Annotated in this window: 23 protein-coding genes; 9 read left to right on the top strand and 14 right to left on the bottom strand. The window is 33.5% G+C overall.

What is annotated here, in order from left to right; genetic code table 11:
- Window positions 1–143: 143 nt before the first annotated feature.
- The 6 genes from C1S72_RS13340 to C1S72_RS13315 form a co-directional block, all read right to left on the bottom strand.
- Window positions 144–1,307 (bottom strand): sigma-54-dependent transcriptional regulator, encoded by a 1,164-nt coding sequence (locus tag C1S72_RS13340; RefSeq protein ID WP_104736234.1) that lies wholly within the window; start codon window positions 1,305–1,307, stop codon window positions 144–146.
- Window positions 1,308–1,313: 6 nt separating this feature from the next.
- Window positions 1,314–2,201 carry a mechanosensitive ion channel family protein gene (locus C1S72_RS13335; protein ID WP_104736233.1) on the bottom strand — a complete coding sequence of 296 codons (888 nt, stop codon included), beginning with the start codon at window positions 2,199–2,201 and terminating at the stop codon, window positions 1,314–1,316.
- A gap of 7 nt (window positions 2,202–2,208) precedes the next feature.
- Window positions 2,209–3,522, bottom strand: a complete 1,314-nt coding sequence (locus C1S72_RS13330; RefSeq protein WP_104736232.1) for an ABC transporter permease — start codon at window positions 3,520–3,522, stop codon at window positions 2,209–2,211.
- A 2-nt stretch (window positions 3,523–3,524) separates the two neighbouring features.
- On the bottom strand, window positions 3,525–4,451 hold the full coding sequence (locus tag C1S72_RS13325) for an ABC transporter ATP-binding protein (RefSeq protein ID WP_104736231.1): 927 nt from the start codon (window positions 4,449–4,451) through the stop codon (window positions 3,525–3,527).
- A 300-nt stretch (window positions 4,452–4,751) separates the two neighbouring features.
- Window positions 4,752–5,882 carry a molecular chaperone DnaJ gene (gene dnaJ / locus C1S72_RS13320; protein WP_104736230.1) on the bottom strand — a complete coding sequence of 377 codons (1,131 nt, stop codon included), beginning with the start codon at window positions 5,880–5,882 and terminating at the stop codon, window positions 4,752–4,754.
- 4 nt (window positions 5,883–5,886) lie between these two features.
- Window positions 5,887–6,414, bottom strand: coding sequence for a nucleotide exchange factor GrpE (locus C1S72_RS13315; protein ID WP_104736229.1), 528 nt, complete (start codon window positions 6,412–6,414; stop codon window positions 5,887–5,889).
- 158 nt (window positions 6,415–6,572) lie between these two features.
- Here C1S72_RS13315 and C1S72_RS13310 point away from each other — a divergent pair, with 158 nt between their 5' ends.
- Both C1S72_RS13310 and C1S72_RS13305 read left to right on the top strand, forming a co-directional pair.
- Window positions 6,573–7,232 (top strand): YceI family protein, encoded by a 660-nt coding sequence (locus C1S72_RS13310; protein WP_104736228.1) that lies wholly within the window; start codon window positions 6,573–6,575, stop codon window positions 7,230–7,232.
- Between the two features lie 117 nt (window positions 7,233–7,349).
- Window positions 7,350–8,591, top strand: coding sequence for a DEAD/DEAH box helicase (locus C1S72_RS13305; RefSeq protein WP_104736227.1), 1,242 nt, complete (start codon window positions 7,350–7,352; stop codon window positions 8,589–8,591).
- A 91-nt stretch (window positions 8,592–8,682) separates the two neighbouring features.
- On the opposite strand, the gene C1S72_RS13300 is transcribed toward C1S72_RS13305, so the two are convergent.
- The 3 genes from C1S72_RS13300 to C1S72_RS13290 form a co-directional block, all read right to left on the bottom strand.
- Entirely contained in the window at window positions 8,683–9,690 is a 1,008-nt protein-coding gene (locus C1S72_RS13300; protein ID WP_104736226.1) for a hypothetical protein, read from the bottom strand.
- Window positions 9,691–9,850: 160 nt separating this feature from the next.
- Window positions 9,851–10,264 (bottom strand): hypothetical protein, encoded by a 414-nt coding sequence (locus C1S72_RS13295; protein ID WP_104736225.1) that lies wholly within the window; start codon window positions 10,262–10,264, stop codon window positions 9,851–9,853.
- The gene (locus C1S72_RS13290; protein ID WP_104736355.1) at window positions 10,245–10,835 is read right to left on the bottom strand and encodes an RNA polymerase sigma factor; all 591 of its coding nucleotides are present in this window, start codon (window positions 10,833–10,835) and stop codon (window positions 10,245–10,247) included. The genes C1S72_RS13295 and C1S72_RS13290 overlap by 20 nt, the downstream gene beginning before the upstream one ends.
- 162 nt (window positions 10,836–10,997) lie before the next feature.
- Between C1S72_RS13290 and C1S72_RS13285 the strand changes: the two genes are divergently transcribed.
- The 7 genes from C1S72_RS13285 (at window position 10,998) to C1S72_RS13255 (ending at window position 16,399) form a co-directional block, all read left to right on the top strand.
- Complete coding sequence (locus tag C1S72_RS13285) at window positions 10,998–11,345, top strand: DUF6249 domain-containing protein (RefSeq protein ID WP_104736224.1); 348 nt, start codon at window positions 10,998–11,000, stop codon at window positions 11,343–11,345.
- A gap of 118 nt (window positions 11,346–11,463) precedes the next feature.
- Window positions 11,464–13,257, top strand: coding sequence for a DUF885 domain-containing protein (locus C1S72_RS13280; RefSeq protein ID WP_104736223.1), 1,794 nt, complete (start codon window positions 11,464–11,466; stop codon window positions 13,255–13,257).
- Window position 13,258: 1 nt separating this feature from the next.
- A complete protein-coding gene (locus tag C1S72_RS13275) occupies window positions 13,259–14,242 on the top strand; it encodes a hypothetical protein (RefSeq protein WP_230401658.1) in 984 nt (327 codons plus the stop codon).
- On the top strand, window positions 14,235–14,588 hold the full coding sequence (locus tag C1S72_RS13270) for a DoxX family protein (RefSeq protein ID WP_104736222.1): 354 nt from the start codon (window positions 14,235–14,237) through the stop codon (window positions 14,586–14,588). The genes C1S72_RS13275 and C1S72_RS13270 overlap by 8 nt, the downstream gene beginning before the upstream one ends.
- A gap of 259 nt (window positions 14,589–14,847) precedes the next feature.
- A complete protein-coding gene (locus tag C1S72_RS13265; protein ID WP_104736221.1) occupies window positions 14,848–15,495 on the top strand; it encodes a hypothetical protein in 648 nt (215 codons plus the stop codon).
- 97 nt (window positions 15,496–15,592) lie between these two features.
- A complete protein-coding gene (locus C1S72_RS13260; RefSeq protein WP_104736220.1) occupies window positions 15,593–16,027 on the top strand; it encodes a hypothetical protein in 435 nt (144 codons plus the stop codon).
- Between the two features lie 6 nt (window positions 16,028–16,033).
- Complete coding sequence (locus C1S72_RS13255) at window positions 16,034–16,399, top strand: hypothetical protein (RefSeq protein ID WP_104736219.1); 366 nt, start codon at window positions 16,034–16,036, stop codon at window positions 16,397–16,399.
- Window positions 16,400–16,547: 148 nt separating this feature from the next.
- Here the strand turns inward: C1S72_RS13255 and C1S72_RS13250 are convergent, their stop codons facing one another.
- The 5 genes from C1S72_RS13250 to C1S72_RS13230 form a co-directional block, all read right to left on the bottom strand.
- Complete coding sequence (locus C1S72_RS13250) at window positions 16,548–16,775, bottom strand: hypothetical protein (RefSeq protein ID WP_104736218.1); 228 nt, start codon at window positions 16,773–16,775, stop codon at window positions 16,548–16,550.
- A gap of 91 nt (window positions 16,776–16,866) precedes the next feature.
- Window positions 16,867–17,775 (bottom strand): TIGR01777 family oxidoreductase, encoded by a 909-nt coding sequence (locus tag C1S72_RS13245; protein ID WP_104736217.1) that lies wholly within the window; start codon window positions 17,773–17,775, stop codon window positions 16,867–16,869.
- 170 nt (window positions 17,776–17,945) lie between these two features.
- Window positions 17,946–18,620 (bottom strand): tRNA (5-methylaminomethyl-2-thiouridine)(34)-methyltransferase MnmD, encoded by a 675-nt coding sequence (mnmD, locus tag C1S72_RS13240; RefSeq protein ID WP_104736216.1) that lies wholly within the window; start codon window positions 18,618–18,620, stop codon window positions 17,946–17,948.
- A 1-nt stretch (window position 18,621) separates the two neighbouring features.
- Complete coding sequence (locus tag C1S72_RS13235) at window positions 18,622–19,026, bottom strand: hypothetical protein (protein ID WP_230401657.1); 405 nt, start codon at window positions 19,024–19,026, stop codon at window positions 18,622–18,624.
- A 32-nt stretch (window positions 19,027–19,058) separates the two neighbouring features.
- Window positions 19,059–19,565 carry a DUF4920 domain-containing protein gene (locus C1S72_RS13230; protein WP_104736214.1) on the bottom strand — a complete coding sequence of 169 codons (507 nt, stop codon included), beginning with the start codon at window positions 19,563–19,565 and terminating at the stop codon, window positions 19,059–19,061.
- Between the last annotated feature and the right edge of the window lie 85 nt (window positions 19,566–19,650).

The following is a 19,650-nucleotide window of genomic DNA, read 5'->3' as shown; positions in this document are numbered from 1 at the left end:
GAGATTGTATGTTATTTTATGAGATTGTTAAATATACAAATTCTAATTTTTTGATAGTCGTTGCTCGTTATTCATCATTTCAATCACTATTCGATATAAAAAAAAGCACCTTTTCAGGTGCTTTTTTTATATTATTTCGTAATCTATTTTGAAGCAAACATCTTAACATCGCTTTCACTGACTTCTTTCTCTCCCAAAATGATTAAGCGCTCAACAACATTTCGCAATTCTCGAATATTTCCTGTCCAATCATACTCTTGTAACAACTTTATTGCTTTGTTTGAGAATGATTTTTTAACTGTTCCTTGCTCTTGTGCAATTTTATTTGAGAAGTATTCAACTAATAACGGTATATCCTCTCGTCTATCATTTAAAGCAGGAACTTTTATTAAAATAACCGCTAATCTATGGTATAAATCTTCCCGGAAATTCCCTTCTTCAATCTCCTTTTTCAAATTTTTATTAGTAGCTGCTATAACGCGAACATCAACTTTAATATCCTTATCATTTCCAACTCGCTGTATTTTATTCTCTTGTAGTGCTCTTAATACTTTGGCTTGAGCAGAAAGACTCATGTCTCCAATTTCATCTAAAAAAATGGTTCCGCTATTAGCAGCCTCAAATTTTCCAGCACGATCTTTAACAGCACTAGTGAAGGCACCTTTAACATGGCCAAACAATTCACTTTCAATTAATTCAGCTGGAATGGCAGCACAATTTACTTCAATTAAAGGGCCTTTTGAACGCTCACTTTTTTGGTGTAACCAATGAGCTACCAATTCCTTTCCAGTACCATTGGGACCAGTGATAAGCACGCGAGCATCGGTTTGTGCAACCTTATCAATCATGCTTTTTATTTGCTCAATGGCATCACTCTTACCAATCATTTCATAGTTTTTGCTTACTTTTTTCTTAAGCATTTTGTTTTCAACTACCAACTCTTTTCTGTCGAGTGCAATGCGAACTGTATTGAGCAAACGGTTTAAATCTGGCGGTTTTGAAATGTAATCAAAAGCTCCCAATCGCATTGTATTGACAGCCGTATCTAAATCTCCATGACCAGAAATCATGACTATTGGAATTTCAGGCTTAATTTTTTTTACAGCTTCAAGCACTTCAACGCCATCCATTTTTGGCATTTTTATGTCGCATAGTATCAAATCATAATCTTCTTTTTTAATAGCTTCAATGCCCAAAAGACCATCTTCAGCCTCTTCAACTTGATAACTATCACTTTCTTCAGATAGAATTTTCACCAATACGCGACGGATAGCCGCCTCATCTTCAATCACTAAAATTTTAGACATAACTTTCTATTTCTTATTTTCAATAATGTGAATATCTCTTTGTGGGAACGGGATGGTAACTTTGTGCTCTCTAAACAAGCGATCAATTTCAAAACGTATATCACTTCTTGGAAATTGTGCTTTAAAACTATCGTTAATAGTAAAAATCACTTTAAAATTTAATGAGCTATCACCAAAATCTGTAAATAAAACCGTTGGTTCTGGATAATCTATAACATCTTTATGACTATTTGCAGCTTGCAATAATAGTTTTTTTACCAATTGAACATCACTTCCATAAGCAACGCCAACAGAAACGCTTTCTCTTGTTGAAACACCATTTTGAGTCCAGTTGTATAAACTATTTGTCAAATACAGATGATTAGGTATCACAAGAACTTTATTATCTATAGTTACAGCTCTGGTTGTACGTAATTTTATTTCTTCAACACGACCCACTTTATCTTCAATTTCGATTATATCACCTACATGAACAGATTGGTCAATTAAAATGAAAACTCCAGAAATAATATCCTGGAAAAGCGTTTGAAGCGCAAGACCAATACCAATTAATAAAGCTGCAGAAGCTGCAAAAACAGCCGTAACATTTACACCTACAGAGTGAAATACAATAAGCATTACAATTAAGTAAACAACCCATCTGGCAAATGAAAATACTGTATTGAATTTAGCTTTATCATCTTTTGGTAAGCTCCTAGTAAATAGTCGTTTGACTACATTTAGGATGATAGATGTTACTATATAAATTAAAACTACTAGGAAGATTAAACCAATGGTAATCTTTATAGTTTTATCTTCATTTACGTACAAAACAGTCCCAAGAAAATCAACAAAAGTCTCCCAGGCACTACTTTCCTTAACTATTTCCCCTATTTCATTCAATTGGCTTTGCATGATAAGCTTAATATTTAATCCATTTCAAAATTTCTTTATAACTAGGTTTTTTGCCATACATTAAAATACCAACGCGGTAAATTTTAGCAGCAAACCATACTGTAAACATAAAAGTTCCAATCAACAATACCAAGGATAATAGCTGCTGCCAAATGGGTACGCCAAACGGTATTCGCATGAGCATAACTACTGGTGAGGTAAATGGTATGAAAGAAAAAACAGTTGAGACTGTACCGTGTGGGTCTTCAATAACCGTAAAAATACCAATGTAAACAGCTAATATAAGAGGCATTAGAATTGGCAGTAAAAACTGCTGGGTATCCGTTTCATTATCAACGGCAGCTCCGATAGCTGCATACAATGAACTGTACAACAAATAACCACCTATAAAAAATAAAATAAACGCAAAAATTAGGTTGGTAATTGGTAAATTATAAAAAGCAACCATAACGTTCTGCATTTCTAAAGCAACCTCATTATTATTCATTGCCTGATTCATAATTTCCTCTTGAGGCATTTGCGATTGCATAAGATCTATTCCAAATATTGCCGATACAACCGTTAGTAACAAGCCTCCCAAAATAATCCAAATAACAAATTGTGTAATCCCAGCTAGAGACGTTCCAATAATTTTACCAAGCATCAATTGAACAGGTTTTACCGAAGAAATAATGACTTCTATAATACGACTGGTCTTCTCTTCAATTACACTGCGCATAATCATATTGCCATAAATAATGATAAACATAAAGAGCAAATATCCTGCCGCACCTCCAAAGGCCAATTTAATGATACTATCAATTTTCGATGTTTTTTCACCAGCAAAACTCTCTTGGGCAATATCTACCTTAACATCAGCAGCCTTTATTTTTTCAATATTAACACCTACACTTTCTAACTTTAAGTCGGTTAAGTGTCTTTCCAAAACACTTTCTAAATCAGACATCAAGCCTATGGATGGTGATTCTTCGGAATAAAATTTTATAGAATTAGCTACGTCATCAATCTTGTTATGATTTTCAATATGCAGAAGACCGTAACTTTGCTGCTCTTTTACAATTTCCTTGGCATCATTAAGTGAGAGACCATTAAGAACTGTATATTTAATATTATCTGAATCTTTAAAAACAGCGCTTAACAAACCTGATTCATCTAAAATTGAAATATTTCGTTCGGAGTTATTATTCAGTTGAGACAAATAAGCAACAACAGCTATAAGCGCTATCATGATGACTGGACTCAAGATAGTCATAACCAAAAATGATTTGTTTTTAACCTTAGTTAAATACTCGCGCTTAATTATCAGTGGTAAGTGGTTCATATTTAATTATTCTTTACTGCTTGAATAAAAATATCATTTGCCGAAGGCACCAATTCTACAAAATGAGATACTTCGCCTTTGGAGGTTAAATAACTCAACAAATCATTTGCTGTATGCGTTTCTTGCAGCTTAACATTGAGTTTGAGTTCATCACCAATTGTTTTAAAATTTGCTGGAGACACGGTGAATTTTTCAGCCATTTCTCTTTGTATTTGTCTATCATCAAGCGTACGAATACCAATCTCGTAAGTATTTGTTTTGTAAGCCCTTTTTATATCAATTAGTTTCCCATCTAATATCTTGTTAGATTGATGTATGAGAGCAATATGGTCGCATAACTCTTCAACAGATTCCATACGATGAGTTGAAAAAATAACCGTAGCACCTTCTTCTTTTAATCTTAAAATTTCATCTTTTATTAAATTGGCATTAATAGGATCAAAACCTGAAAAAGGTTCATCAAAAATCAATAGTTTTGGTTGGTGCAATACAGTTACCACAAATTGAATTTTTTGAGCCATCCCTTTTGATAACTCTTGGATTTTTTTATTCCACCAATCGCCAATTTCCAACCTTTCAAACCAATACTTTAAACGTGTTTTGGCCTCACTCTTGCTTAAGCCTTTCAATTGTGCCAAATACAAAGCTTGCTCACCCACTTTCATGGATTTATACAAACCACGCTCTTCAGGCAAATAACCAATATCCCTAACATGATGGGGTTGCAACGCCTCATTATCCAAAATAACATGACCAGTATCTGGCATGGTGATTTGATTAATAACTCGAATAAGTGTTGTTTTCCCTGCTCCGTTTGGTCCTAAAAGTCCAAAAATACTGCCTTTAGGAACAGCAATGGAAACATTATTTAAAGCAGTGAAATTTCCAAATTTTTTTGAAATATGGTGCGCTTCCAATAAGTTATTCATACTTATTTTAGTATTGAAATTTGTTTGATGTAAATATATTAAATGAAAGCTGTAAACCGAACTTATTTATGCTTTAATTGGGTAGCTTTAAAAAACAAAACCCATCCTAAAAAATTAATTTAAGGATGGGAAAAAATTGCTATGAAAAAGAAAAATTACCACTATTATAGAATAGTGATAATCAAATATAGTATTATTTTCTTAAATACCTCTAAAAAGTAAGGAAATATATTTGGATTTAATTTTAAAAATCCTTTCAAAACCTAGTCTATCAAAGAGTTGCAGGATTTTTTATTTATTTTATGAAAACATATCTTTTACTTTCTCAAAAAAAGATTTGTCAGAACTTTCTGGTTTAGGTGCAAAATGCTCATCCTCCTTATTAGATTCAAAAAAGTCTTTTTGTTGCTTATTTAAAGTTTTTGGTGTCCATACATTTACGTGTACTAATAAATCCCCTTTTCCATAACCATTTATTGAAGGAATTCCTTTTCCACGTAATCTTAATATTTTACCAGATTGTACTCCCGCTTCAATTTTAATACGAACTTTTCCAGTTACCGTATCAATCTCTTTTGAAGTTCCCAATACAGCATCAGGTAAACTTATGTATAGATCATAATGCAAATTATCACCTTCACGCTGCAAGGTTGCGTGGTTTTCTTCTTCAATGGCCACTAGCAAATCCCCTGAAATGCCATTTCCTGGCGCATCATTACCTTTACCTGTGACTTTTAACTGCATACCATCAACAACACCGGCTGGAATTTTAATTGAAACGGTCTCCTCTTTTACAATCAAACCTTGAGCATCTGCATCATTTGGTTTTTTATCAATAGTCTGACCTGCTCCGCCACATGTGTTACAGGTAGTTGCCGTTTGCATACGCCCTAAAATAGTATTGGTCACTCGTGTTACTTGACCAGAGCCATTACAAGTAGGACACGTTTTATACGTAGTACCAGATGCCTGAACTTTACGTCTGACCTTTACTTTTTTCTCAACACCATTAGCAATTTCTTCTAATGATAATTTGACTCGAATACGCAGATTACTTCCTTTCATACGACGTTGACCACCACCGCCAAATCCACCGCCAAAACCAGAGAATCCACCGCCTCCGCCAAATGCTCCTCCAAAAATATCACCAAACTGACTGAAAATATCATCCATGTTCATACTTCCACCACCAAAACCACCTGCACCATCAAAAGCCTGATGTCCAAATTGGTCATAACGTGATTTTTTGTCAGCATTACTTAAAACTTCGTAAGCTTCGGCAGCTTCTTTAAACTTAGTTTCAGCTTCTTTATCATCTGGATTTTTATCAGGATGATATTTCAATGCCATCTTCCGGTAGGCCTTTTTTATTTCTGCTGCACTTGCATTTTTATCAATACCTAATATGTCGTAATAATCTCTCTTTGCCATACTTTTATTGTCCTATAACTACTTTTGGAAATCTTATTATTTTTTCTCCTAATTGATATCCTTTTTCTACCACATCAATTATTTTGCCTTTTAAATCATCACTTGGAGCTGGTATTTGAGTAATGGCTTCATGTGCATCAGCATTAAAGTCATCTCCTTTTGAAATTTTAATAGCCTTTAATCCTTTTTGTTCAAGCGTTGTCATGAGTTTTTGATATATCAACAACACACCTTTGCGCAATTCTTCGGCTTCTTTATCTTCTTCAATATGATTTAAGGCACGTTCAAAATCATCTAAAACAGGTAACATAGCCAACATGACCTCCTCGTTTGCCGTTTTAAACAAATCTATACGTTCTTTGGCAGTACGTCTCTTATAATTTTCGAATTCAGCAAACAATCGTAAAAACTTATCTTTTTCTTGTTGTAACGATTCTGACAACTGTTCTTCAGCTGTCAATTCATCTTTTTCCATGACTTGCTCATCAATCTGCTCTGATGTTGCTGTTTCTTTTTTATCTTTTTTACTCATTGCGGTACTTCAATTATTTTAACTCTAAAAATGATGGCAAAAGTACTGCCATTATTATTAAAATGTCAAAATGTCATCAATTATTTTTTAAGTTTTTTTTATATAAATGTCATCAACAATTGTTTATTTTTGTTGCTTAACACTAAAAGAAAATTATTATGACTAAAAGTTTTTTAAAATTTGCTGGAATAGCATTATTTGCTCTAGCATTGACAAATTGTAAAGACAAAGCTAAAGAAGCTGAAACAACGGCTGCTGAAGAAACTGCCGAAACAACGGCTGTTTCTACAAAATATATTGCAGAAGCTGATAATTCAACTATTATGTGGAAAGGTTTTAAACCAACCGGAACACATACAGGAACAATTGCTATTGAAAGTGGTGTTTTAACTATGAATGGTGACGCTGTTGAAAGCGGTACTTTTTTAATTGATATGAGTTCTATTACTGTAACGGATATTCCTGTTGAAGAAGAAAGCCATGCCAAATTAACTGGTCATTTAAAAAGTGATGACTTTTTTGATGTTGAAAAATACCCAACGTCAGCATTTAATGTAACTGCTTTTGAAATGAAGGATGGTAAAGGTATGTTATCTGGAAACTTAAAAATGAAAGATGCTGAAAACAATATCACAATCCCAGTAAACATAACTGAAAATGGTGATACCTTAACTTTAACAAGCGAAACGTTTACAATTGACCGTTCAAAATGGAATGTAAAATATGGTTCAAAGTCATTCTTTGATGATTTAGGTGATAAATTTATTAATGATGAATTTGAATTACAAATTACATTAGTTGCCAATAAGCAATCTTAAGTAATTTTTAATTATTGATATTAAGCCGTTTCTGTTGAAGCGGCTTTTTTTGTTTCAATTTATATTTTATCATTTAAAACCATTCAGGTTAATTACCTTTGTTATAAATAACAGCCTATGTCTTTTAGCAATTTACAACTTATTGACCCACTTTTAAAAGCTATAGAAGAGCAACAATACCATGTTCCAACTGAAGTTCAAAAGCAAACCATTCCTGCAATTTTAGAGCAGCGAGATGTTATTGTTTCGGCACAAACAGGCACAGGTAAAACAGCGGCATTTGCGTTGCCATTATTGCAACTATTATTTAAAAAGCAAGACGCTCCAAAAGGTGCGAAAACTATAAAAGCACTAGTTGTTAGTCCAACACGTGAACTAGCCTTACAAATAGGCAACAATTTTAAGGCCTATGCCAGACATACCAATTTAAGAACAACTGTAATTTTTGGTGGTATTTCAGATAAACCACAAATTGATGTGCTAACAAAAGGGGTTGATATATTGGTTGCAACACCAGGCAGGTTAATTGATTTACAAAAACAGGATATTGTTAATTTAGAAAATGTTGAAATACTAGTTATAGATGAAGCTGATTTGATGCTTGATATGGGTTTTATTGATGATGTAAAAACCATTGAACAATCATGTCCAAATAACAAACAAACCCTTTTATTCTCGGCTACAATACCGTTTAAGGTTGAACAATTAGCCAATACTATTTTAAAAAACCCTAAACGTATAGAAGTTGCTAATACATCTTTAGCTGCAAAAACTATCAATCAGGTTTTATATTATGTTCCGAAACGCAATAAAATGGAATTGTGTTTGCACTTATTTCGCAATGAGATTAAAGGCAGCATATTAATTTTTAGACGTACAAAATTTGGGGTTGACAAACTAGAAAAAACCTTAACTAAAAACGGTTATAATGTAGAAACGTTGCATGGTGATAAATCGCAAACTGATAGACAAACTGCTTTAAAAAAGTTCAAAAACAATATGGTCAATATTCTCATTGCCACTGATGTTGCAGCAAGAGGTATTGATATTGACGATTTGGATGCCGTGATTAACTTTGATTTACCTAACATTCCAGAAACCTATGTACACAGAATTGGCAGAACTGGTCGAGCTGGTAATAGTGGTATGGCCTACTCAATGTGCTCTGCAGATGAAAAAGCATATGTAAAAACAATACAGCAACTCATTCAAAAAGAAATTCCTGTTGAAGAAAACCACCCGTATCCATTAGATCCTCAAGCTAAAGCTATTGTTCACAAGTCCAAACAAACTGGTAGTAAACACAAAAAGGGTAGAAAAAGTAAAGCCTCAAAAAAGAAAAAAAGACGCTGGTATTAAAAAAGAAAACCTTTTGGCTTTTTAAATACCAAAAGGTTCTCACGTTTAGTGTTGTTACGCCCTAACGTAACGGTTTTTGATTAATAGCTCACTAAAAATCTGTTGTTATAGCACTTGCACCAGGAAAATCATGACTATGAGTTGGCTCACAGTTACAATTATCTGATGGTATATCAAATACCAAGAATTTTTGTTGTGCGCGTTCTGCTACGTAAATAGCTCCCTCTTGAGCACGAACAACAACATCAACAGGATTACCTAATTGCGTTAAATCGCCTTCTATTCTTATCTGGTCTGATAAACTTATAGTTCCACCATCACCAGCTTGCATAAACTTGTTTTTAAAATCGGTAATAACTACTAGCGCACCATCATCTGGAGAACCAGCTGAACCGATATCAGTCAAAACCATAATATCTGAAGCTTCATCATAATTTAAACCATGTGTACGAACCAAACCTTCAATGGCTACTTCACTTGTAGCAGGTAGATCTCCACTAGGCGCATTATGGAAGTTTTCAAAGTATGCCAAAATATTGCTTACATCTTCAATTGCCCAAAGATCTTTACCTGTAGCTTGAATTCCCCAAACTTCAAATCCAACATTGTACTGTCTAAAATCATTTATCTGTCTCGTATTTACATGATAGCTTATTAACTTACCAGGTGTTACATCATCAACCACTACCACTTTATTATTGTAAAATGTAGCCTCACGACCATTGGTAAATGTAGAGGGTCCCATAGCAGTTGGCATAGCCATATCACCACCCATGGTATTACTAATATTTGATAAAGCAACCAATTTAGAATCGCTTCTGTTTACATGATAAATAGCATCACGGCTTCCATCATATACAACACCATCAGCATCTGCATATGGGAGACCAATCATTCTTGATGATCCATTTTCAATATTATAAATACCTAATATTCCTGATGTATTTGAAGAAACATAAACTGAATTTCCTGTTTTTACACCTTTTCTTAAGTTTGAAGCATTAGTAGGTTCTTGGTTTACTGAATCTATTGATTCTTTTTCGCAACTAGTTACAAAACATAGCGTAAGGGCACACGTGAATAAAATTAATTTTTTCATAATGTTTGGTTTTTAGGATTAATAATTAATCTGGTAATAAATACCATTGCAAACACTTACGAAGAAAATGGCTTGAGGGTTTTAAAAAAGTGTGATTATTTTTTTAGATAACGTGAAAACACCCGTAAACAAAGAAGAAAATAATTAAAAATAATTTTTATTATACCTCAAATCGCTTATCAAAATAGTTCTTTAATATTGGGATTTGTACACAAAGCATCAATCCAAAAAGCACAATAGTGTACAGTACCGTTTTAGAAATAGTTACTGAAAACATATTATCTATAAATTGATAATTAAATAAGCTATTGAAGTCAATTACATCAAACCAATTGCTGTTAGAAGAACTGGAATTATTGACAATAATGTAAGCAATTGGTAAAAGAGCAACAGCAATTACAAACCAAGCTTGTTTTGAAATCAATGGTTTATATTCTGTAATTTGATTTGCAGAAACTTTTTCAACACGTTCCATTACAGCATTAGTAAAATTGAAAGATGGTTTTTCTAAACCACTTTCTTTCATCATCTTATCTGATAATTTCTCTAGCTTTTTATCTAAATGCTTTTCCATACGATTCAATAATTTCTGGTTCCAACTGCTGACTGAAAATGGCAGCCAACTTTTTTCGACTTCTAAATAATTTCACTTTAACATTATTGGCTGTAAGACCTGTTACTTTTGAAATTTCATCCAAAGATTGTTCTTCAAAATAATATAATGTCATTAAAAAACTATCTTCACTTGGCAATAATTGTAAACATTTTTGGATAGCCAGCTTCTTCTCTTCTTGTTCCATTATATCCAATGCATTGTCTAAAGTTTTTATGTGATGTTCTGTAAATTCATCAATAGGAACGTGTGCTTGGCTTCGCTTATTCTTCTTTATGCTATCTAAACAAGTATTATATGTCACCCGATATACCCATGTTGAAAATTTTGAGTCACCTTTAAACTTATTTAAGGACTTAAAAATTTTTATAAAAGCGTCTTGAGAAACCTCTTCAGCCTCTTCTCTATTCTTTAACATGCGCAATGCCAATGTAAACACCAAGTCCTTATAATTATCAACCAAACTAGCAAAGGCATTGGTATTACCTGCTATAACTTCATTGATTATAGTTTGTTCGTTGTTGGTGGTCATTTGAGTTTTAGACGACGCAATACTTTCTGTGGTTACAGATAAAATTGAAAAAAAGTTTGAAAAAGTTGTAACCATAATTAATAAGCTGTCGTCATAAGCTATGAAACAAATATAATCATTTATCAATCTGCCTGTGAGCAAACAGGTTAAAAACAAACACTTATGGGATCAGAATTAGTTATCATACCAGTTATTTTCGGAGCTGTATTCGGCGTATTTTACTTGTATTTTTCAACTAGAAACAAAGAACGTTTAGCCTTAATAGAAAAAGGAGCCGATGCGAGTATCTTTATGAAGGGCAAGCAACAAACCGCACCAATTTGGAAAGTTTTAATTCTAAATCTTGCCTTGCTATTAATGGGTATAGGTTTAGGGACTTTTATAGCATCATTACTAGACAATTACACAACGCTTGATAATGAGGCTATTTACCCTGCAACTATTTTCTTTACAGCTGGTGCTGGCCTGTTTTTAGGTTTTAACATGACCAAAAATTTAGATAAAGAATAACCAATTACAATTAAACACTTGATTAAAGCTACAATCTGAAGGATTGTGGCTTTTTTTATTTACAAATTCAATTTAAGAATATGTATCTTTAGCTTTCAAATTTTGATTTTTAAATTCTATGAGAACCTTTTTATCCATTTTTTGCCTTGTTATTGTTTTAGCATCCTGTAAGGACGAAAAAACTGAAGAAAATACCGAAACCGCTATGACTATGCCTAATGAAGATTTTGACAAACTATTAGATAGTTATTATGAAGAAGGACTGCAACTTAACCCATTGAATGCAACTTATGCTGGTGATAATCGCTACAATGACCAATTCCCTAATATGTTATCAAAATCGCATATTGATAAAACTAAAAGTTATTACACCAAATATCTAAATGAATTAAACAATATAGCTGATAGCACCTTAACTGATAGTCAGAAAATGTCTAAAGCCATTTTAAAATGGGAAGTAGATATGGCTCTGGAAGATTTTAAATTCAAGCAACGCGAATTGGTGCCTATAGATCAAATGTGGTCACCACATCTTTCTGTGGGTCAATTAGCTAGCGGTGCAGGCGCGCAACCTTTTGAAACGGTTGAAGATTACAACAATTGGCTAAAACGCCTGGATGGTTATACCGAGTGGCTGCAATCGGTAAAAAACAACATGGAAAAAGGGATAAGCGAAGGTTATGTATTGCCAAAATCATTAATTGTTAAAGTATTGCCACAAATAGAATCTGGCGCTTCCAATGATATAGAAAACCACCTATTCTACTCGCCTATCAAAAATATGCCAGATAGCTTCAGTGAAGAAGATAAAGCGACTTTAAAAGATGCTTACACAGCCAAACTGAATGAAAAAATTATTCCTGCATACAAAAGTCTCTATGAATTCTTAAAAACTGATTATGTGGCTGCAGGAAGGGAATCTTCTGGAATTAATGACACACCAAATGGTGCTGCCTATTACAATTACATGATAAAGCTATTCACTACAACAAATATGACTGCTGATGAAATTCATAATCTTGGCTTAAAAGAAGTTGAAAGAATTTCAGCTGAAATGGAAAAAGTAAAAGAGCAAGTAGGTTTTGAAGGTGATTTAAAATCATTCTTTAATCATGTTAGAACCAATAAAGAACTCATGCCATTTGATGATCCACAGGAAGTCATTGATAATTTCAATGCCATTCATGAGACCATGAAACCGCAAATCAATAAATTATTTGATGTAAAACCAAAAACAGCATTTGAAGTTAGAAGAACAGAAGCCTTCCGTGAAGCTTCGGCCAGTGCCGAATACAATCAAGGGTCTTTGGATGGCACCAGACCAGGTATTTTTTATGTGCCTATTCCAGATGTAACTGCTTACAATATATTTAGTGATGAAGCTTTATTTTTACATGAAGCCATTCCGGGACATCATTATCAAATTTCATTACAACAAGAAGACACCAATTTGCCTCAATTCAGAAAAACCTTATGGTACAGTGCCTATGGTGAAGGCTGGGCCTTATATTCAGAATCTTTGGGTAAAGAATTAGGTTTATACACAGACCCATACCAGTATTTTGGTATGCTAGGCATGGAAATGCATAGAGCCATAAGATTAGTGGTTGACACTGGTTTACATTCTAAAGGCTGGACGCGTGAGCAGGCTATTCAATATTCTTTAGATCATGAAGCTGAAAGCGAAGCCAGCATCACTTCAGAAATTGAACGTTACATGGCTATGCCAGGACAAGCATTATCCTATAAAATTGGTCAGTTAAAAATTAAAGAACTTCGCGCAAAGGCTGAAAAGGAATTAGGCACAAACTTTGATATTAGTGAGTTCCATAATGAAGTTTTGGAGCCTGGTTGTGTGCCTTTAGCTTTATTAGAAGATAAAATAAACGCTTGGATTTCAGCAAATAAATAATATGAATTTAAAAAAAAGTTGCTTATTTACTTTTTTGATTGCATCGTGGTTTGGGTTTTCGCAAAAAACAACCATTCAAGATAGTCAGTCAAAAACACCTATCTCCTATGCCACTATTTCATTTGGTGATGGCCAAGGTATTTTCGCCGATGATGAAGGCGCCTTTATTTTTACCAAGAAACTATATCCAGATGTTGATACCTTATATATTTCTGCATTGAGTTATAAAAGTGCAACAATACCAACTTCAGAACTTCAAAAAACTATTTTACTAGAAGAAGAAGTCAGTCAATTGGATGAGATTGTGTTAATAGCCAATAACCGGAAGTTTAAGGAAGAAACTATGGAACCTTATCTGGATGATGATTATTACCATTGCTGGCTACCAACCATTGAATCAGAAATAGCGGTGTATTTTTCAAATCCAGACGACAAACTTAAACAGTTGAGCACAATTCATTTTCCTATTACATTAGAATCACGAGATTGGAATCAACGCAAACGAAAGAACGCTGATAAAAAACCATTTTCTACATTATTTAAAGTCAAGTTTTACAAAAATGACAACGGTAAACCTGGTGACGTATTGGTGTATGAGAATATCGTATTTAGAGCCACCGAAAAAAATGGCGACGCTTATAATTTGGATGTATCAGATTATAACATCACTTACCCAGAATCTGGTTTTTTTGTATCCATGCAAGTCTTGGGTTATACGGATAAAGCAGGCAAATTATTGCCTAATAAAAAATACAAAGAAATCAAAGACAGAGATGGTAGCATAGTCAAAATACCAACTAATTTTAGACCACTACTACCATTTACCAATGAAATAGAAGCACATAACACCTTTATAAAACGGGTATTTATTAATGGTAATAACTGGGTACAGTTTAAACCGGGTAATATGGACTCCAGTCTTCTAAAAGCCGGACTAAATAATTATGGTGTAGGCATAACTTATAAGGTTTATAAAGATGAGTAACCCCTGGCATCTATATGCCATGGCAGCACTGTATATAGTGGCAGGCATCATGCATTTTGTCAAACCCAAAATGTACATGCGCATTATGCCACGGTATTTACCAAATCACAAAACCTTGGTACTTGTAAGCGGTTTGGCCGAAATCATGCTGGGTGCCGCACTGCTATTTAAAGAAACAAGGGCTTGGGCTATTTACGGCATTATGTTGATGCTCACCGTATTCTTGTTAGTTCACTTCTATATGCTATCAGGTAAAAAAGCCAGTGCAGGTATTCCCAAATGGCTTTTAATACTCCGCATACCATTACAATTTGTTTTGATGTATTGGGCTTATGGGTATTTATGATTTGACTTTATTAAAAACATATAATAAACTTGTATCGAGTTTGTCATTACGCACTGCCCCATAGAATTTGTCATGCTGAACTTGATTCAGCATCTAAAATCACTTATACAAACTTACAAACCCACTCCCAATTAATCATAAAACCGGCTCGGCTTGTAAGATTTTTTAGCTATTTTTAGGGGAATAAATAAAATGAGAATAAACACAATTGTGTTTATCCAATTGTTGCCATTAATTTTGAAAAAACACAGAACTTACATTGTATAACAGCGAAGACATACTTTTTCACATCAAACATTATGAAAAAGAACTGAACGAATCTTATCAACTACTTGGAGTTTTAGAAAGTGGAATAATAAAAGGAAATACTCTAGTTGCTGAATCGAGTATTGAACAAATAATAAAACATATAAAATTCATTTGTTTTTTCACTTCCTGTTTTCTTGATATTGCCTCTTCATTAAGAGGGCTTGTTGACTGCGAAACTAATTGGGAAAGAAAATTCTATTTGAAGAACGGATTTGTAGTTATATACGAATCTGTTAAAACGTTTGGAAAACATCAAAGAGAAATACGGAATTTAATAATGTCTGATTTTCCAGAATTGGAAGAAAAATACAAAGTAATCACACAGAATTTAAAGAGTTTAAAAAAAGAGCATAAGTACAACAAGCTAATAGCTACATTTAGAAACAAAGCTGGAGCTCATTATGACGAGAACTTTGAAATATATTTTGAGAATTTGAATCTAATAGACAAACCGATTAGCGTAAAAACTCTATCTGATTTTTCAAACTTCCTTATGTCTGTGATTGTTTTTTGGAGCGATTTTATAGACGTTTTCAAAGTAAAAATTGAGAAGGATATGAAAAATACTAAAGAAAAAACTAATGGCAACAATGTATAACCGAAAATTAGTAACTTTAATCCCGTAACTGACGGTTATACGAGAGCGTTAGGTAACATTTGACCAGAAACTGAAAAATTAAAGTAAAAACATATAGATGGCAATATTTGGAGCTGGTTCTAATTGGGACGGAAATGAAATAAAAGAAGATTTCTTCAAAAACGAAAATTTCGTGATTGGATGGGATATAAATGATGCTGAAGATTTATATAGCCAAATATCAAGTATTAAAGTCGGAGACATTATATATCTAAAAGCTAATAGACCGGGTTCGCTAGAAATAAGAATAAAAGGAATTGGAATTGTAAAGAATTCTCTTGTCAATCAACTTTTTTACAAAAAAGAGAATTTATTAAAAAATAGGAGAAATTTCGAACTTCCAGTAAAATGGATAGTAAAAAAGGAATTTCACATTAGCATTCCACTAAACACGGGAAAATTGACAAATGTAAGAGCAGCCACTCTATATGAGGAATTTATGCCATTTGTTCAATCAGAAATATTAGAAAAATTATTTAACGAAATTAAGTAAAATTAAATGACAAACTTTGAATTAATTGCATTAGGAGTTTCTTTAGTTGCAGTATTTGTTGCTTTTTGGCAAGGGTTTCTTGCTAAATCTCAATTGGAAGAAGCTAAAAGAACCAAAACAGAAACTGAAAAACTTTTAGACGAAATTAAAAGTAAAGTTCAGAGAGTTGAAACTATTTCAGACGAAACAAGAAAAGACGTAAAAGAACAAATATCAAAGCTAATCGACAAGCAAGATGAAAATTTCAAAGTTCTTTTAAATGCACCTAAAGAAAGTAGTCAGAACGAAATGCTAATGGCTTTTTTACCAAAATTAATGGAAAACCCTGCAATGATGGAAAAGTTAATTGAGATTGGAAATAGAAACCAATAAAAACGCTACACAACAATAGCTATAAGTAATTGCTTATTCTCGCCAACTTCCAATTAACCATATTCCACTTTTATTTGACCATGTTCCACTTGTGATTGTCCATGTTCCACCTTTGATTGACCATGTTCCACTTGTGATTGACCATGTTCTACTTTTGATTAACCGTTCCAGACTTTTGATTGGCCATTCCAAAGTTTTGATTGCCTATTCTAGAGTTTTGATTGACCACGGCAAAGTTGTGATTGGCTACCGCAATGTTTTGATTAGTTACCGCAAACTTTTGATTGGTTACCACAAAGTTTTGATTAGTCACCGCAAAGTTTTGATTGGTTACCGCAAAGTTTTGATTAGTCATTCTAGACTTTTGATTAACCATTCAAGAGTTATGATTGGCTGTTCCAAACTTTTGACTAATCAACACTAAACCATATAAACAAATAACCAAACCAACATTACGTCTTCCATCATCAACTAATCAACAAATCTTCCAAAGCTGGTTTTAGGTTCACATATTGAAACTCAAAACCCGTGTTTTCAATTTTTTTAGAGCTCACGCGTTGGCTTTCAAATAGTAGTATATGCATCTCACCCAAAATTAATTTCATCATAAATTTTGGAATGTTAGGTAAAATAAGTGGTCGCTTAACTGTGTTTGCTACGGCTTTGGTCAGTTCCGTATTACTCACTGGGTTTGGTGCGACTCCATTGAACACACCTTCTAAATGATGTGTTGCCACGTGTAGAAATATGCCGGCCAAATCATCAACATGAATCCATGATTGCCATTGATCACCACTACCAAAAGCAGCTCCAAAACCAAATTTTGTAGGTTTGACTATTTGAGGTAAGGCTCCATCTTTGTCATCCAAAACCAAGCCTATTCTAATTTTAGAAACGGTTAGTCCTAATATGCTAAAAGTATCCGCTTCAGCTTCCCATTTTTTAACAACGTCACCTAAAAAACTATTGGAATATTCAGAAAATGACTCTTCATAATAATTGGTCAAGGAATCTGGGTAGCCACCAATAGCACTGGCAGAAATCAAATGCTTGATATTGTGTTTGTTTTCTGATAACGCTTTATATAATAGCTTCAAGGTATTAACACGACTGCTAATGATAGTTTCCTTATAATCTGATGTCCAACGCTTTGCAATACTTGCTCCTGCCAAATTAATAATGGTTTCCACACCCTCTAAACAGGCGCTATCTATAAACTGTTCTCTAGGATTCCAGTAGAACCCTTTGTAATTGGGAAGGTCTTCAATTTTAGATTTCGAAGTGGTTAAATAATAAACGGTAAAATCTTGAGCCAAACACTGTTTTACAATAGCTTGACCAATTAAACCTGTAGCCCCAGTAATTAAAATCTTCATTTACAATTTTTTGTAAAGATACGGATTGCTACATCCAATAATGTTGAGTTTAATTAAGGTTTAACAGATTTAACTATTCTTAACACCGTTTTATAGCCTGTAATCTTTGACTCGCAAACTTACCAAATGCTTCGTTGAAGGGAACATTTGACTCACAGGCTCACCGAATGTCAAAAACATTTTTTCGCTCTTAACATTTCTCTCTTACCAGGAGGCCCAGGCAATCGTTCTACTTCAAAGCCAACAGCTTGCATAGCACGTCTCACACTTCCTTTTGCCGAATATGTAACCAAAACACCTTTAGTTTTTAAAGCCTTAAACATGATTTTGAAAATGGACTCTGTCCATAAATCAGGTTGAACACGTGCGCCAAATGCATCAAAATAAATGAGGTTATAAGTATTCTCATCAGTTATATCCTGAAAAAATTGTTGCCGTTTGGTTAATGTAAAGTTAGGAGTGATAATTGACTTATTTTCCCAATCTACCTCATGCATTTTAAAAAAAGTGGCGCTATCATCTTTTAATAAAACATCGTATTGTAATTGCTTAAGTTCATCAAGTAATACAGGATAAGCTTCAACACCAATATAATTTACTGAAACTTGCTTTTTTTTGGCTTCATGCATAGTGAGCATGGCATTTAAACCAGTCCCAAAACCAATTTCCAAAATGGATAAAGGTTGAGAATAGTTTTTGGTCTCAATAACATGCTTAAATCCATGCTCAATAAAAACATGCATTGCTTCTTGGTAAGCCCCATGAATAGAATGATACTGCTCGTTCCAATCTTCAATCTGAATGGTTTTGGAACCGTCTGCAGTGGTGATAACGTTACGTTTCACCTTATTTTATCAATAATTTTTGAATTCGTGGAATGGGTCCTGTACATTCTGTTTGATGACAGGAAATACAAACATTTACCGCATTATTAAAGCGTTCTTCAAGCGGAACTTCAGAATCTTCATTAAAAATTTCTCGTTCTGCGTTTAAAAACACGTTTGAAAAACTCTCAAAGATTTCGTTACGGTCTTTAAAATCTGACAATTCAGCTGTATGGATTTTCATAAAATCCATTGGGAATTCGGTTGGTGTTTTGCCATCTAGAATATCTTGCTTAACCTTGAGGTTGTGCGCATACATCTGATTCATGAGATTGGCCATTTCAGATGGCTCATACATATCATAAACTATTTTTTCAGAAATTTCAGTAGTTTCTTTTTCTTCATTTTTGCAACCAAAAATGCTCATTAAAAAGATTAATACAAAAGTTAGATATCTCATTATTCTTCAATCAACAAAACACCATCAGCCATAAAAGAATAGGTACGTTTTGGTTCGGTAATAGCAGCAATCTCTTCTTCTGATTTTCCAGCATCTTCTGCATAGTGACGTTGCTCATCTACAGAAACTTCAGACACATAAGCATGTCCATTCATAATAACTTCCTTTCCCGCAATATTTTTTGGCATGAAAAATCCATAATCTTTAAACTTCACCATAACTTCTTCATCATTACCTAAATCTATACGCATCCAACAACCTTTAGCCTGACAAACCTCATTAACCTTTCCCACTATTTTTGTTGAAACACTATCTCCAACCTGCATAGATTGAAAACGTTCAGCCATTTCCGTAGCCTTTATAGCGTTGTCTGCCTCTATTTTATCTCCAAAAGATGCATAAGCAACTTCTGCGTTTTCAGTTTCAGAAACTTCAGTGGTTTTTGTTTCATTTTTACAAGAAACTACTATGAACACTAACAATAACAAAGACAATATATTCTTCATGATAATATTTTGATTTAAAAAATTTGCTCCAAATATACAATTTATTTAAGGAATTATTTTGTTTTTTATAAGGTTGAAATTAAGT

The sequence above is a fragment of the Hanstruepera ponticola genome (assembly GCF_002940745.1).
In the GTDB taxonomy this organism is placed as follows: Bacteria; Bacteroidota; Bacteroidia; order Flavobacteriales; family Flavobacteriaceae; genus Hanstruepera; species Hanstruepera ponticola.
The sequence above is the reverse complement of the archived record's forward strand: the minus strand, read 5'-3'. Positions and strand labels throughout refer to the sequence as shown.